Below are 14,874 nucleotides of genomic sequence, written 5' to 3' on the forward strand. Positions count from 1 at the left end.
TCTGTGTATGAAGTCTGCCTGAATGAACCTACCTTTGCACCTCCCAAATAAATACATGAGCGACCCGATCAAACACGAATGCGGTTTAGCGTTCATCCGGTTAAGGAAACCCTTCTCATACTTTCAGCAAAGATATGGCACCGTCATGTGGGGGCTTAATAAGCTCTACCTGCTGATGGAAAAACAGCATAACCGCGGCCAGGATGGTGCGGGTGTGGCTGCCGTAAAACTGAATGTAGAGCCCGGTTATCCTTTTATGCACCGCCGCCGCAGTAATGCACCCCAGGCCATTGCAGATATTTTCGAACAGATAGGATCTGAAGTTGCTGAGCTGGAGAAATACCATCCCGGCATCAAGTCTCACCCCGGACTGATGAAAGGACATGTTCCTTTCCTGGGAGAGATCCTGCTGGGGCATCTACGCTACGGTACACAGGGTAAAAATAAACTGGAATACTGCCACCCGTTCATCAACCGTGATACGGTTCCTGCCCGGAATCTTGCTCTGGCAGGTAACTTCAACCTGGTAAATACTGACGAATTGTTCACGCTGGTAGGTAAAGAGCCGAGTGAAAACATGCGATTCAGCGACCTCGCAGCGATGATCGAACTGATGCACAAGCATCTCTGCGATGCAGATGAAACCTCCCCTGAAAAGATGGACATCAAGAAGGTGCTGAAGAAAACACTGCCTTTGTTTGATGGAGGATTTCACGTTGGCGGCATGACTGGCGACGGAATCGGTTTTGTATTCCGCGATGCACACGGGATCCGGCCTTCTTACTACTATGTGGATGATGAAGTGGTGGTAGCAGCGTCAGAACGCGCTGCGATCCGCACAACCTTCAACGTCGCAGAGAACGAAGTGAAAGAACTGATGCCGGGACAGGCACTCATCGTTGATGAGAAAGGCGAGATCGAGATCTGCCAGGTACTTGAGCCGAAAGAAAGAAAAGCCTGCAGCTTTGAAAGAATTTACTTCTCGCGCGGCAGTGACGAAAAGATCTATAAAGAAAGAAAAGCATTGGGTTTCAACCTTAGTGAACCTGTGCTGAATATGATCGACAATGATCTGAAAAATACCATTTTCTCCTTTATCCCTAATACAGCCGAAGTGGCTTTCCTGGGAATGCAGAAAGGAATGGAGCGTTACCTGAACAAGATCAAACTTGAAAGGATCCTCAGCTGGAATAAAGACTATGATGCAGAGAAGCTGGAGGAAATGATCAACCGCAGGATCCGTGTTGAAAAGATCGCGATCAAAGACGTAAAGATGCGCACCTTCATTACTGAAGACGCAAGCCGCAACGAAATGGTGCAGCACGTTTATGACATCACCTACGGTACTGTTCGCCCCGGCGAAGACACCTTAGTGGTAATAGATGACTCGATCGTTAGGGGAACAACATTAAAAGAAAGCATCATCCGGATGCTCGCAAGACTGAAGCCGAAACGCATCATCATTGTTTCTTCTTCTCCTCAGATCCGTTATCCTGACTGCTACGGTATAGACATGAGCAAGATGGGCGATTTCATCGCATTCAATGCTGCTGTTGAGTTGCTGAAGGAAAGAGGGAAAACAGATGTTTTGCAGAAGATGCTGGATAAATGCAAACACCTGCAAAACAACAATCAACTGCACACAGAGAACGTGGTAAAAGAGTTGTATAAAGACTTTACTCCTGAAGAGATCTCTGACAAGATCGCTCAGCTGATCACTCCTCGTGATGTAAAGATCCCCGTTGATGTGCTTTTCCAGACCGTAGACGGACTGCATAATGCCTGCCCGAATAACCTTGGAGACTGGTACTTCACGGGTGATTATCCAACACCTGGCGGTAATAAAGTGGTGAATAAGGCTTTCATGAATTACATGGAAGGAAAGAATGAGAGGGGGTATTAAGGAGAAGAAGTTTAATAGTTTAAAAGTTTAATAGCTTCAGGTTTTAATGGTTTGAGTGTTTAAAGGTCAATGGCAATTGCTATGACTTTTAAACACTCAAACCATTAAACTTTAAACCCCGACTGCTTCCCTTTTTAAACTTTCCCTATCTTTCCTCTATGAGCAAACAACTCCTCCTCATCCGTCATGCAAAGAGCAGCTGGGCTGATTTTTCTGTAAAAGATTTTGACAGGCCATTGAATGACCGCGGAAAGCGTGATGCGCCGGTGATGGCACAGCGTCTGCTGGACAAGAAGATTACGATCGACGCGTTTGTGGCGAGTCCGGCAAAGCGTGCAAAGAAAACAGCTGAGTATTTTATTTCGGCGTACGACCGACAAAAGAGTGAGATCATTTTTATTGATGAGTTATATCTTGCCACACCAGTTGTATTTGAATCAGTGATCGCGCAGCTGGACGACCGTTATAATACAATTGCAGTATTCTCGCATAATAATGGCATTACTGATTATGCAAACACGCTTACTCATACACGAGTGGATGAAATGCCGACCTGCGCAATCTTTGCGGTGAAGGCAACAGCAAGTAGCTGGAAGGATTTCACAGCGGCTGAGAAAGAGTTTTTGTTTTTTGATTACCCAAAGTCTGATCGGGTAGAGGAGTCTTGATATTGAATTGCGTAGGAGTAACGCGGCGATGCGCAACGATGCGCGGCGATATGCGGAGAAAGACAATTTTATCCCGGGCTGTTTTCGCTGTGTCCGTTGCGGATCGCCGCGTTCGCCGCGTTACTCCTACGCCAAGTATCACACAAACACCTTACGAACCAGTTGCTCCACCACTTCTGCAACTGTATTTCTGTTGTTGTCAAATGGCCGGTATGTATAATCAGATGCAATTGACAATGCCCGTTCCAGTGTAAAATCCTTTTGTGAAATGAATGGCGCAAAGCCATTATTGTGAAGATGCTGTGCAAGGTACTCTTGTTCGGGTTGCCCCGGAGTGGGAACCAGGATCGCTTTCTTTCCCATTTTCGCAAGGTCCATTACAGTGGAGTATCCGCTTCTGCAGATCACCCATTCGGCTTTGCCGAGTTCTTCAGCGAACGCTTGTGAACCAAGATGGTTGAAAAAGCGGATATCATTAGTGGAAGGCATCAGTCGGTCCGAATCAGGTAGTCCGCGGACAACAGTTGCTGTTCCTTTGTAATTGAACAGATCATTGATCAGCCGGTCTTCCCAGATGGTCCGTTGTGGCTCGGGGCCCGATAAGGAGATGAACAGGTGCCGTTGTGTGATCGGAGTGTTGTTTTGCTGAAGTCTGGACAGGATGCCGGTATAGAAACAGGGAATATCAGGGAAAACGATGGGATGAGCAAGCGAGCCTGCCAGGTTGGGTTCTGTTTTATAATCCGGGATCCAGCATTCCTGGAACCTGCGGATGAACTGGTAGTTCATCCGCTGTGCCTGTTTATCAAGCCATTTGCCCAATGAAGTTTTAATGGTCAGTTGGTGGGTGATAAAGACGCAGGGGACGCCGGGATGGGACAATCCAAATCGGTTGTCGCTGATCACCAGGTCGAATTGATGCTGTTCGATCATAGCGGAAAGCCATTTCTTCTCGCGCTGTACGGAACCCCACAGACCCGGCATTTGGCGCAGCAATGCCCGCCAGAGACCGGATGCCTTTTTGGAATACCTTACCCTGTAACCCCGGAGCGGCAGAAATGGAAGACCGGGAAACTCCTGCCTGAGCAAATGTTCCTGGGAGCGTTCTCCGGCCAGCCAGACGTCTGCCTGTTGTTTCTGTAATTCGTAAATAACAGGAATACAACGTGTGGCGTGTCCGAGGCCCCAATCGAGCGGGGCAACGAGCACGCGGGGACGATCATGCCGGTTCTTTACTACGTGTTTATCGGAAGAAAATTTTGCCATTTTATCCCCGCTGTATACTATTTTGGTCGTAAAATAGTTTTAAATTACAACTCTTAAAATGAAGACGATAAATAAAATAGCATTATTGCTTTTGCTGGCAGGCATGGTTGTTGTCTCTGCGTGTAACAAGAACTATTATTCAGGCAATGGTAAGGGTGGAGGCGGTTGCGGCTGTCCGAGCCATAAAGGAATGTCAGGCTATTAACTTTTAAAAGGCGATGAAGATGCCCAACCGTGATTTACTGGTATTGCTGAAGAATGAATTCATGAGCCAACAGGCGATTGACCATGAGGTGGAATGTTTAAATGATATCCTGCTGATTGCTGAGTCTGACGAGCACTTTTGTGTTGCACATGAATTGGTGAACAGGAACAAGATCACTTCGAAACCTGCAAGAATATTAAAAGCGATCCGCTTTTCCGAGCTTAAGCCGTTCCGGTTTCTGATCAATAAGAATTAACCTCAACATATGAGTTTAAAAGTTTAAAGGTTTAATAGTTTAAAGTTTGAGAAATCAACTTTTAAACTATTAAACCTTTCACTTTTTTAACAATGCTACTCCGGCCTTATTTCAACTTCGACAGTGCTTCCCTGAGTTTGCCGATCATTTCGCTGATCTGCTCTTTTTTGCAGGTGCCTACGCTGAGCCGGTACCAGGCTGAATCTTTGCTTGCACCGAATGCATAGAAAGGAACAACGGCGAGTTTTGCCTCATTCAATATATAAGCGGTCACTTCAGATTGATCTTTCAGTGTGTTGCCTTCCGCGGTTGTTTTGCCGGCGAGGTCAATTTTGATGGTAAGGTAGATCGCAGCTTCCGGCGCGATAGCATCTACAGGCAGTCCCTCTTTTTTGAGTTGCATGAAGCCATCGTAAATGCTGCGAAGTCTTTCTTCGATCTCGCTTTTAAAGTTACCCAGGTAGCTTTTGATCGCATCACGTTGTGCAAGGAATTGTGCGGTCGCTTTCTGTTCAGCCATTGGAGCCCATGCACCGAGATGCGATAAGATCGCGTTCATTTTTTTGATGATCGTTGCAGGCCCAAAGCTCCAGCCTACTCTCACACCCGTTGCTGCAAAAACCTTACTGACCGCATCGATAAAGATGGTGTATTCACGCATCTCAGGTCTCAGCGAAACTGGGTTATAATGTTCTATCTTTCCGTAAGTCAGGTGCCAGTACATCTGATCATACATCACATAAAGTTTCTTTTCACCGTCACCACGGCGTTTATTTTCCTCGATCACAAGGTCACAGATCGCTTCAAGATCTTTTTTCTTGAAGGTCGTACCTGTCGGATTTTGTGGTGAACACAAAGCGATCAGAGACGCCTCTTTTACATAGGGCCTGATATCATCGGCTGAAGGCATAAAGTTGTTTTCTGCTTTTGCCTCCACAACCACGTGTTGTCCTTCTACGAAATGTGTATAGTGATTATTATTCCAGCTTGGAACGGCATAAACGATCTTATCGCCTTTATCACAGATCGCCCTGAATAAAGAATAGATCAGGGGACGCCCGCCGGACGCCACCAGCACTTCACTTACACCATAATCAAGTCCCTCTGTTTCTTTGGTAAACGAAGAAATAGCTTCGCGAAGGTCAAGATTGCCTTCAGCAGCCGGGTAATTGGTGAAATGCTTGCGGTAAGCTTCCACGATCGCATCTTCAAGTTCTTTTGGTATCGGAAAAATGGAAGGGTCAAAATCCCCCACTGTGAAATTGTAAATGCGTTCACCCTGACGGATCTTTTCCCTGATCTCGCCACCCAGTTTCACGATTTCCGACCCGATCAGCGTTTCCGATAAATGCGAAAGTTTCATCCTTGAATTTTTTAAAAATTAACGATCGTTAGCGTTTTCGTCCGCAAAGCTAAGAGATTAAGCGGTGAAAAAGAGGGGAAAGAGTTCAGGCCTCGTGGTTTTAAAGTTTAAAGGTTTAATAGTTTACAAGTTGAGGGAACGCCCCTGGCAACCTTTAAACTATTAAACCTTTAAACTTTAAAACTATCAGAATGTGCGGATTACTCGTCTTTTTTGGCTTTATCCTGGTAGGTTTTTTCTGCTTCTTTTGCTTTTTCGAAATCAAGGACAACCCCATTGATACAGTATCTCAGGCCGGTAGGAGGTGGGCCATCTTCGAATACGTGACCGAGGTGGGCCTTGCATCGGCCGCATTGTACTTCGACGCGTTCCATACCGTGAGTATTGTCGGGAGTATAAATGATGCTCGTTTTGCTGATCGGCTGATAAAAACTCGGCCAGCCGCAACCACTTTCGAATTTTGTATCACTTTGGAACAAAGCATTCCCACAGGCTGCGCAGTAATAAGTTCCCTTGTCTTTCAAGGCTTCGTACTTGCTGGTCCAGGGGCGTTCTGTGCCTTTTTGCCTTGCGATATAATACACATCTTCCGGCAGGATCTTCTTCCATTCAGCTTCACTGATCTCTACTTTGGACGTATCTGACTGAGAATAGACGGGGTTATTTTTCTTTGTTGAATCCATTTCTTTTCCTGCTTTATTGGTTGAATTATTGGTTTGAGAGTAACTGCATTGCTGCAGCAAACCCACAAAAGCCAGTATTAAAATATTCCTGAGCATCGGTATCATATAACTGTTTAACAAATTTACGTCCAGCTTGTTTGACTGGATTTTTTTAGGTTGCCACCTTAACATCTCCTTAGAAAACATCAATGAATTTACCGGATCGCCGGATTATTTAGGCGGTTACGTTATATTTGTTGCTCATTAAGGCTTATTGCAAATATGTTTAATTTGATCTTATTTGGTCCGCCTGGTAGCGGAAAAGGTACACAGTCGGCTAAATTGGTTGAAAAATATGGTCTGATCCACCTTTCCACGGGGGATTTACTCAGAAAAGAATTAAAATTAAAGACTCCACTTGGAGTTGAAGCACAGCAGTTTATTGACAAAGGGCAGCTAGTTCCGGATGAAGTTGTGATCGGCATGATCAGCTCGGCGCTCGATGAAAATGCAAGTGCCCGTGGATTTCTGTTCGACGGCTTTCCCCGCACAACGGCGCAGGCTGAAGCGTTGGACAAACTGCTTGAGTTGAAAAAATCTTCCATCGCCCTGGTTCTGTTCCTTGATGTAAATGAAGAAGAACTGATCCAGCGTTTGATCAACCGGGCTAAAACTTCCGGTCGCAGCGACGATGCGGACGAAACTATCCAGCGGAAACGCCAGGATGTTTACCGTAAAGAGACTTTGCCTGTGGCTGCTCATTACGACAAATTCAAAAAAGTGATCCATGTGGATGGAATGGCGGAGATTGATGTGGTATTCTCTGGTCTGACCTCCCATATCGACAAAAAGATAGCCTGATCTGTTTATCTGACCGGCGCAGCGATCGTGAGCATTGATATCACGATCCTGCGCCGGTTTGTTTTTTACAATCGCTGGGCGTAGCTTAGTCAGGAAATGCCCGATCGTTGTTCGATGGTCGATGTCAAATGGTTGGATCGGAGGAAGGAGACGTCTGAAAAAATAAATGCCTCATACCAGCGTGGTTTATTTTCAAGGTCTTTACTAAAATAAAATCGAGCATCGAGCATCGACCATTGGCCATCGAACAAATGCCTGACCGTTTCATTAATTAGGACAACAACTTGCCACATGAGTTTCGAAAAGGAAAACTTTCTTCGCACGCGTTTTATACGCCACCTGCAACAACTGGATGGATCTGCTCCGCCGCTTTGGGGAAAGATGTCTGTACAGCAGATGATCGAACATTTTGGGGGAGATGTGCTGCAGGTAGCGAATGGCAGGCTTGTTATAGAAATGTTCACCCCGGCAGATCAGCTGCCACAGATGATTGAGTTTCTGCTGAGCGAGAAACCTTTCAAAAAGAATTTGCGTAACCCGCTGCTGGGAGAAGAGCCTTTACCGCTCCGTTTTAATACCGTTCAGGCGTCAATCGCCAATTTGCATGGCGAACTGATCCATTTCTTTGAGGTATTTGAGCAAAAACCAATGATGACCACATTGAACCCCATCTTCGGGCCATTGAATTTCGACCAGAATGTACAGCTGCTGTACAAACATGCCCTGCATCATCTTCGCCAGTTCGGTGTTAACCCGTACATATAATTTAATTGACGCAACGAACCGCCGTTCTCGATGGCGGATGAACGAATGGTCACTGGCTGAAAGTTGGTGTCATTTGTGATGCACTTTGCTGCCGGCCTGCGCTGCCTGTCAGGGTTAACCCTCCTGGTCATTCGCATCCGGCCAATGCTTCTCGGAACAAACGGAATCCGGCGGGATCATGAGGTTGAATTACTTTTTCTTAAGCAGGGTATCTGCCTTTGCGATCGAAGAAAGGATTGCTGCCGTTACCCGGTCTACTTTCACCTTTTCGTCGGCAAGATATTTTTCACGTACCGGCTGATTGTCTATTGCAGAATCAAGATTAAACTCCGTCATCCAGGTATTCATTCCCACTTCAGCGTTATAAAGATCTTTCGCCAGTGAATCCAACTTTGCGAGATAAGGGGCAGTTGCCAGCTTCGTTTTTGCCGGAAGCTTTTGTATGGAATCGATCATTCTTTTTGTGTCTGTCTGCAATTGCGTAAGCTTTCTTGATTTCGCCATCCCTACATTATGCCCGTCAAGCACCTCTTTCTGTAAGCTGTCAGCCAGCGATTTCTCCTGCGGCCCGGATTCATTTCCACAAGACATAAATACTAAAGAACAAAGAGCCGCGGCAAAGAATAAAACTTTCATAATGATCACAATTAAGGCCACAAAGCTAGGGCTAAGCGGATAAAAGAGGATGTTGGGGGAAAGGAGTTTTTTAAATGGAAATTTAATTAACCTCTTTTTCCTCTTTGGAACTCTTAGCTTACTTTGCGGGACTAACGAGTGTTACTATGAATACATTTAAAAATTATGTTACAGGGGCCTGGGTTACCGGCGATGGTGAGGGGCAGGCGCTCTATAATGCGGTGACCGGTGAGTTGCTGGGTGCGGCTTCTTCAAAAGGAATTGATTTTGCGTCAGTACTGGAGTATGGGCGTAAAGTGGGAAATCCTGCATTAAGAAGAATGACCTTTCATGAAAGGGGAAATATGCTGAAAGCATTAGCACTTCATCTGCAGAAGCATCTTGAAAAATTTTATGCGATCAGTTATCAGAGCGGGGCTACGAAAGCAGATAGCTGGATCGATATCGAAGGCGGGATCGGGAATCTATTCGCCAATGCGTCTCTCCGCCGGAAACTGCCGGACGAGCCGTTTTGCATAGATGGTGAATCACACAATCTTGGCAGGCATAACAGCTTTATGGCAACACATATCCTGGTACCGAAAGAAGGGGTGGCGATACATATCAATGCCTTTAATTTTCCTGTGTGGGGAATGCTGGAAAAGATCGCCGTGAATCTGCTGGCCGGTGTGCCGGCGGTAGTGAAACCTGCGACTGTTACCTGTTATCTTACTGAAGCGGTAGTGCGGGAGATCATCGCTTCAGGGATCCTTCCTGAAGGTTCGCTGCAACTGATCTGTGGCAGTGCGGGCGATATGCTGGATCATGTGGGTTCGCAGGATGTGGTAACATTCACTGGTAGTGCGGTAACCGGGTTGAAGCTGCGGTCGCATCCCGCGATCCTTGCGGAATCGGTTCCTTTCAACATGGAAGCGGATTCTCTCAACTGTATCGTACTGGGTGAGGATGTGATGCCGGGCCAGCCTGAGTGGGATATCTTTATTAAAGAGATCAGAAAGGAAATGACCGTGAAGGCAGGACAGAAATGTACCGCAGTCAGACGCATATTTGTGCCGGAGAGTAAAATGGAAGATGTATGGAAGGCGATCACGGCTTCTTTATCGCAAACGGTGATCGGAAATCCGTTGAATGAAAAGGTAAGGATGGGATCGCTCGCCGGGGAAACGCAACGGAAAGAAGTGAGAACGCAGGTGCAGAAGTTGCTTGCTTCTTCACAGCTCATTTATGGCTCACTTGAAGATGTATCGGTGATCGATGCAGACCCGCAGAAGGGTGCATTTATTTCTCCTTTATTACTGCTGAATGATCAGCCTTTTGTTCATTCGGCTCCGCATGAAGTAGAGGCTTTTGGCCCGGTAAGTACGATCATGCCGTATAAAGGAATGGAGGAGGCGATCGAGTTAAGTAAAAAGGGTAGGGGAAGTTTGTGCAGTTCAATTGTAACAGCCGACGAAAAAATTGCCCGCTCTTATGTACTGGGTGCGGCAACCTATCATGGCCGGATCCTGATATTAAATGAAGCCTGTGCGAAAGAATCTACGGGTCATGGTTCTCCGCTGCCCCTGCTTGTTCACGGTGGTCCCGGGCGCGCCGGTGGTGGCGAGGAAATGGGTGGGCTGCGCGGTGTTAAACACTATATGCAGCGGGTGGCGGTGCAGGGTTCGCCGGGTATGATCCGCGCGGTAACGAGCGTGCATCAGCCAAATGCTCCGGGGAAAGATCCCGGGCAGCATCCGTTCCGGAAATATTATGAAGAACTGGCGATCGGAGACCAGTTAGTCACGGAAAAAAGGCTGATCACGGCGGAGGATATTGATCGTTTCGCCGATCTGAGCGGGGATCATTTCTATGCGCATTTGCAGGACACAGATTTTTCCGGTACTATGTTTGAAAAACAGGTAGCTCATGGGTATTTTATTATGAGCGCTGCCGCGGGATTGTTTGTGGACAGTTATGAAAAGAATCCCGTTCTGCTGAATTACGGCATTGATGAGCTAAGGTTCACAAAGCCGGTTTACGCGGGGACATCTGTGTATGTGCGGTTCACCTGCAAGGAAAAGCTGCCACAGGACAAAAAAGAAGACACGGATATCGCAAAAGGCATTGTGAAATGGCTGGTGGAGATTTTTGATGAATCGGAGGAGCCGGTGGTTGGAATTGCTACCATATTGACGATGGTGGCAAGAAAGGATCTGTCGTAAAACATGGTTAACTTACTATTGACAAATACAAAATTTATTTTTAATATTTTTATTAAAACATTCTTGAAAACCCTCTTAAAATGGATTTTATGAGCACAGGAGTAAAGGAAGCATATGTTAGAACGGAGTTACACAATGGAGTGGCAACAATCGAATTTTTTCATTCTCAGAGCAATGCGTTACCGGCACAGATCCTTGATGAACTGGCGCAGGCATTTCACAGTGCTGCGTTGGACAGCGAAGTGAAAGTGGTGTTGTTGCGGTCGGGTGGAGACAAGGCGTTTTGTGCCGGAGCCTCTTTCGATGAGCTGGCGGCGATAAAAACGGTGGAGGCCGGAACGGAGTTTTTCAGCGGCTTTGCGAAAGTGATCAATGCGATGCGTACCTGCCCCAAATTGATCATTGCGCGGGTTCATGGTAAATGCGTTGGCGGTGGCGTTGGATTAGTGGCAGCGGCAGACTATGCAATTGCGTGTGAAGATGCCGAAATAAAGCTAAGCGAACTATCTATTGGGATCGGCCCGTTCGTGGTGGGCCCGGCCGTGGAGAGGAAGATCGGTGTTTCTGCATTTTCTCAGCTGGCAATAGACGCGACCATGTGGCGGAATGGGGATTGGGCAAGAAGAAAAGGGCTTTTTGCGGAACTGCATCCGACTGTGGAAGGGATGGATGAGTCTATCGCGAGATTGACTTTCACGCTCGCTCATTCAAGTCCGGAAGCGATGCGCGAGATTAAAAAGATAAGCTGGAAGGATACAGATCACTGGGATAAGCTGTTGTTTGAAAGGGCGGCGATCAGCGGTCGGCTGCTTCTAAGCGAGTTTTCGGGAAAAGCTATTGAGACCATCCTTAAAAAACAGGCAACGAAAGCCGTATAGTGATCGGTAAATAATTCTCTCGGAAACCCAACCATTAATTTATTCTGGTAGTATATAATTTGTCTGCCCGGCACACGCCGGGCAGTTTTTTAATGTCATGAACTGCATGACCCTATAACTCAATGAAATATGGTGATGTTTTGCTATTTGTTTTGACAGCATTTTTTCATAAGTAGAAACGATTAGAAAAGTTAATAAATGTGGAAATAAATCATCAAAATAGGGCAGGAAGCGGATCGGGGGCTGCTTTTTCTAATAACGAAAACCTTAATTTTGCCGGTGAAAATTTATAACCGGTTTAAGGGTTTTTGCGGATTAGGATTTTAAAGAAAGAAGGGATAATCAGGTAAGTGCACGGTTGTTTATTTTTTTCTTTAAAAGAAATGTAATTCATCTTGTTCTGCATCTAATGTGGGAAATGAGATTCGGTAAATACCTATGAACGATCCAATGGAGATTCAAATGAAATTATCATTCGGGATGCTGGCGGAAGCGAGTGAACAGAACTTGCCGGCTGTCCTACTCAAACTGTTGCCGGGCACATCAATCTGCAATGATGTGAATGCACTGTCACCTACACCGCTGAACGCACATTTCTTTCGGACTCTGAAAAGTCATTTTCTAAATCAGCTCAATTTATTCACGCAAATCAATTCAGCTTTCCATCTGCTGTAATCTTATAGCTCCGTAACAACAAGCACATGAACTTCAAAGGCTTTTTCCTGCTTCTTTTTTCCGTGATAAGTTTGAACCTGATGGCACAGGTGCCATCAGACATGAGTAATGTGAAAGCTTCACAAATATCAAACGCTCAGCTAAGGGAGTTTTTGAACCGGGCGAAATCTTCTGGTCTTTCGCAGGCTCAGCTTGAAGCAGAGTTTACCAGGAGAGGGCTTCCGGCGACTGAAATGGAGATTCTTCGTCAGCGGATCTCTGATATTGAAAGCGGTATAGAAACTGCCGATGAAACCACTTCTGTTGATTCTACAGGTGCTGATGGCACAAATATGCGGGCAAATACTAAACGCCAGGTGGCCAAAAGTAATAACAGGCTCCTGGAAATTGTTGAAGACATAAACGATAAGAAGCCAAAGATCTTTGGTTCTGAGCTTTTCGCGAATGCAAACCTGAGTTTTGAACCAGATCTCCGGATGGCTACTCCGAAGAACTACACGATCGGGCCTGATGATGAATTATTGCTTAACATATATGGGTTGAACATTTCCCAACAAACATTGAAGGTAACTCCTGAAGGAACTGTCAATGTAAAATATGCCGGGGTTATCAATGTCAGCGGGTTGACCGTTGATGTTCTCACAACCATTCTGAAAAACCGTCTCACGAGATATTATCCTGGTCTTTCTTCAGGACAAACAAAAATGCAGCTGACCCTTGGAAATATCCGTAGTATTCGCGTCATATTGATCGGAGCAATAAAACGGCCGGGGACTTACTCGTTACCTTCTCTTGTTACGCTTTTTAATGCATTATATGCGAGTGGAGGGCCTGCTGAGAATGGATCTTTCAGAAATATCGAGCTGATCAGGAACAACCAAGTGATTCAAACAGCAGACTTATATGACTTTTTGGTTCGCGGTAATCAATTGACAAATGTGCGGCTGGAAGACAACGATGTAATCCGTGTTCCGTTTGCAACCCTTCTTGTAACGCTTACAGGACAACTGAACCGCAGCGGTATTTTTGAATTGAAAGCTGATGAGAACCTTGATAAAGCGCTTGAATATGCTGGCGGGTTTAAAAGTTATGCATTCAGAGGACGTTTAACCGGTTCCAGAATTACGGGATATGAAAGAAGGATCGTTGATGTATCAGGAGATTCACTTGCTTATTTCAAGCCGCATAACGGGGATGAATTTGTTGTTGATTCGGTCATCAACAGGTTTCAGAACAGGGTTCAGATCACCGGAGCGGTGTTTAAGCCGGGGTCTTATGCCCTGGAGAATGGGATGTCATTAAAACAGCTGATATCTAAAGCATATGGGTTACGTGAAGATGTTTATAATGGCAGAGCGATAGTGGTACGCAAGGGGCTGGATCTGGTGAAGGAATATATTTCGGTTGACCTGAAGGCGATTTTGAATGGGCGAGAGAATGGGCTGACTTTATTCAGGGAGGATAGTATTCACGTCGCATCCATTTTCGACCTGAGAGATACTGCAATTGTAACGATCAATGGAGCTGTTCGCAAGCCGGGTATTTTTCGCTTTGAGGAAGGCCTGACATTAAAGTCACTGATCATGAAAGCAGAAGGGTTTGCAGACGATGCTACCGGTACCGGGATAGAGATATCACGGAGGAAGCGTGATATAAACGTAAATGCAGCAGGCAGCGATATCGTTCAGATAATCAAAGTGAATGACACACTTGATCTTAGTAGTTCTGCTGCGGATATTACGTTAATGCCTTTTGATATCGTGGCGGTTAAAGAAAATCCTTTTTATCAGCCACAGATCAGCGTAAAAGTATCGGGTGAGGTGCTATCACCTTCGACCTATTCACTTCAAAGCCGTGAAGAGCGGCTTAGTTCACTGATTAATCGCGCCGGCGGTTTGCTATATACCGCAAATATTGCGGGGGCAAAGTTGGTTAGACAGAAGAAAGATTTAGCGGATTCCGCAGATCTGAAGCGCCTTTTCCGCTCTCTCGAAAATGATTCTACGAAATCCGCTTCTGCATTTGAGATGAAAAAAGCTACTGATGTAGCAATCGACCTGGCTTACATTCTGAAACATCCGGGTAGTGCTGATGATATTACGCTGGAAGAAGGGGATGAGTTGATAGTACCTCGCATCAATAATACTGTGAGTATTGGTGGTGAAGTGTTCAAGCCGTTGGATATCATGTATGAGAAGGGAAAGTCGATGGATGATTATATCAGTGCGGCGGGGGGAAATACTCCATCAGGGAGTAAGAAGCGTGCATTTGTGATATATGCGAATGGCAGCGCAGCGAAGATCAAGAAGCCGCTGGGTATTTTCAGGAGTTATCCGAAAATAACTCCGGGTGCAAGCATTTTTGTGCCGCAGAAACCGAAGAGAGAAGGGTTTGATGTCGGCAAGGCAGGCATTTTTATTTCGGCAATTACAGCCTTAATTACGGCCGCTACACTAATAACCCGATAGGGTTGACTTTATAGCAAGGATAGTGTGCTGATCTTTTGTGACTCAGGTGGCGAAGCCATATCCTGCC

Annotated in this window: 13 protein-coding genes; 9 read left to right on the plus strand and 4 right to left on the minus strand. The window is 45.9% G+C overall.

The window, feature by feature from the left end:
* Positions 1–55: 55 nt before the first annotated feature.
* A complete protein-coding gene (locus LZZ85_RS17280) occupies positions 56–1,903 on the plus strand; it encodes an amidophosphoribosyltransferase (protein ID WP_237874590.1) in 1,848 nt (615 codons plus the stop codon).
* A 158-nt stretch (positions 1,904–2,061) separates the two neighbouring features.
* On the plus strand, positions 2,062–2,571 hold the full coding sequence (locus LZZ85_RS17285) for a SixA phosphatase family protein (protein ID WP_237874591.1): 510 nt from the start codon (positions 2,062–2,064) through the stop codon (positions 2,569–2,571).
* Positions 2,572–2,709: 138 nt separating this feature from the next.
* Here LZZ85_RS17285 and LZZ85_RS17290 read toward each other — a convergent pair whose 3' ends face one another.
* Positions 2,710–3,837 (minus strand): glycosyltransferase, encoded by a 1,128-nt coding sequence (locus LZZ85_RS17290; protein WP_237874592.1) that lies wholly within the window; start codon positions 3,835–3,837, stop codon positions 2,710–2,712.
* Positions 3,838–3,895: 58 nt separating this feature from the next.
* Here LZZ85_RS17290 and LZZ85_RS17295 point away from each other — a divergent pair, with 58 nt between their 5' ends.
* Together LZZ85_RS17295 and LZZ85_RS17300 are read left to right on the plus strand one after the other, a co-directional pair.
* Positions 3,896–4,042, plus strand: a complete 147-nt coding sequence (locus LZZ85_RS17295) for a hypothetical protein (RefSeq protein ID WP_237874593.1) — start codon at positions 3,896–3,898, stop codon at positions 4,040–4,042.
* 19 nt (positions 4,043–4,061) lie between these two features.
* Positions 4,062–4,298, plus strand: coding sequence for a hypothetical protein (locus LZZ85_RS17300; protein WP_237874594.1), 237 nt, complete (start codon positions 4,062–4,064; stop codon positions 4,296–4,298).
* Positions 4,299–4,404: 106 nt separating this feature from the next.
* Here LZZ85_RS17300 and LZZ85_RS17305 read toward each other — a convergent pair whose 3' ends face one another.
* Both LZZ85_RS17305 and msrB read right to left on the minus strand, forming a co-directional pair.
* Entirely contained in the window at positions 4,405–5,661 is a 1,257-nt protein-coding gene (locus tag LZZ85_RS17305) for a pyridoxal phosphate-dependent aminotransferase (RefSeq protein WP_237874595.1), read from the minus strand.
* A gap of 200 nt (positions 5,662–5,861) precedes the next feature.
* On the minus strand, positions 5,862–6,449 hold the full coding sequence (gene msrB, locus LZZ85_RS17310) for a peptide-methionine (R)-S-oxide reductase MsrB (protein ID WP_237874596.1): 588 nt from the start codon (positions 6,447–6,449) through the stop codon (positions 5,862–5,864).
* Between the two features lie 156 nt (positions 6,450–6,605).
* Here msrB and LZZ85_RS17315 point away from each other — a divergent pair, with 156 nt between their 5' ends.
* Both LZZ85_RS17315 and LZZ85_RS17320 read left to right on the plus strand, forming a co-directional pair.
* Positions 6,606–7,184 carry an adenylate kinase gene (locus tag LZZ85_RS17315; RefSeq protein ID WP_237874597.1) on the plus strand — a complete coding sequence of 193 codons (579 nt, stop codon included), beginning with the start codon at positions 6,606–6,608 and terminating at the stop codon, positions 7,182–7,184.
* A gap of 291 nt (positions 7,185–7,475) precedes the next feature.
* Positions 7,476–7,949, plus strand: a complete 474-nt coding sequence (locus LZZ85_RS17320; protein ID WP_237874598.1) for a hypothetical protein — start codon at positions 7,476–7,478, stop codon at positions 7,947–7,949.
* A 189-nt stretch (positions 7,950–8,138) separates the two neighbouring features.
* Here LZZ85_RS17320 and LZZ85_RS17325 read toward each other — a convergent pair whose 3' ends face one another.
* Positions 8,139–8,585 carry a viral A-type inclusion protein gene (locus tag LZZ85_RS17325; RefSeq protein WP_237874599.1) on the minus strand — a complete coding sequence of 149 codons (447 nt, stop codon included), beginning with the start codon at positions 8,583–8,585 and terminating at the stop codon, positions 8,139–8,141.
* A gap of 146 nt (positions 8,586–8,731) precedes the next feature.
* Here LZZ85_RS17325 and paaZ point away from each other — a divergent pair, with 146 nt between their 5' ends.
* From paaZ to LZZ85_RS17340, 3 genes are all read left to right on the plus strand, one after another.
* Positions 8,732–10,786 carry a phenylacetic acid degradation bifunctional protein PaaZ gene (gene paaZ / locus LZZ85_RS17330; RefSeq protein ID WP_237874600.1) on the plus strand — a complete coding sequence of 685 codons (2,055 nt, stop codon included), beginning with the start codon at positions 8,732–8,734 and terminating at the stop codon, positions 10,784–10,786.
* A gap of 89 nt (positions 10,787–10,875) precedes the next feature.
* Positions 10,876–11,664 carry an enoyl-CoA hydratase/isomerase family protein gene (locus tag LZZ85_RS17335; protein ID WP_237874601.1) on the plus strand — a complete coding sequence of 263 codons (789 nt, stop codon included), beginning with the start codon at positions 10,876–10,878 and terminating at the stop codon, positions 11,662–11,664.
* Positions 11,665–12,365: 701 nt separating this feature from the next.
* On the plus strand, positions 12,366–14,807 hold the full coding sequence (locus LZZ85_RS17340) for a polysaccharide biosynthesis/export family protein (RefSeq protein ID WP_237874602.1): 2,442 nt from the start codon (positions 12,366–12,368) through the stop codon (positions 14,805–14,807).
* Positions 14,808–14,874: the final 67 nt, after the last annotated feature.

It is taken from the genome of Terrimonas ginsenosidimutans, from assembly GCF_022012415.1.
In the GTDB taxonomy this organism is placed as follows: Bacteria; Bacteroidota; Bacteroidia; order Chitinophagales; family Chitinophagaceae; genus Terrimonas_A; species Terrimonas_A ginsenosidimutans.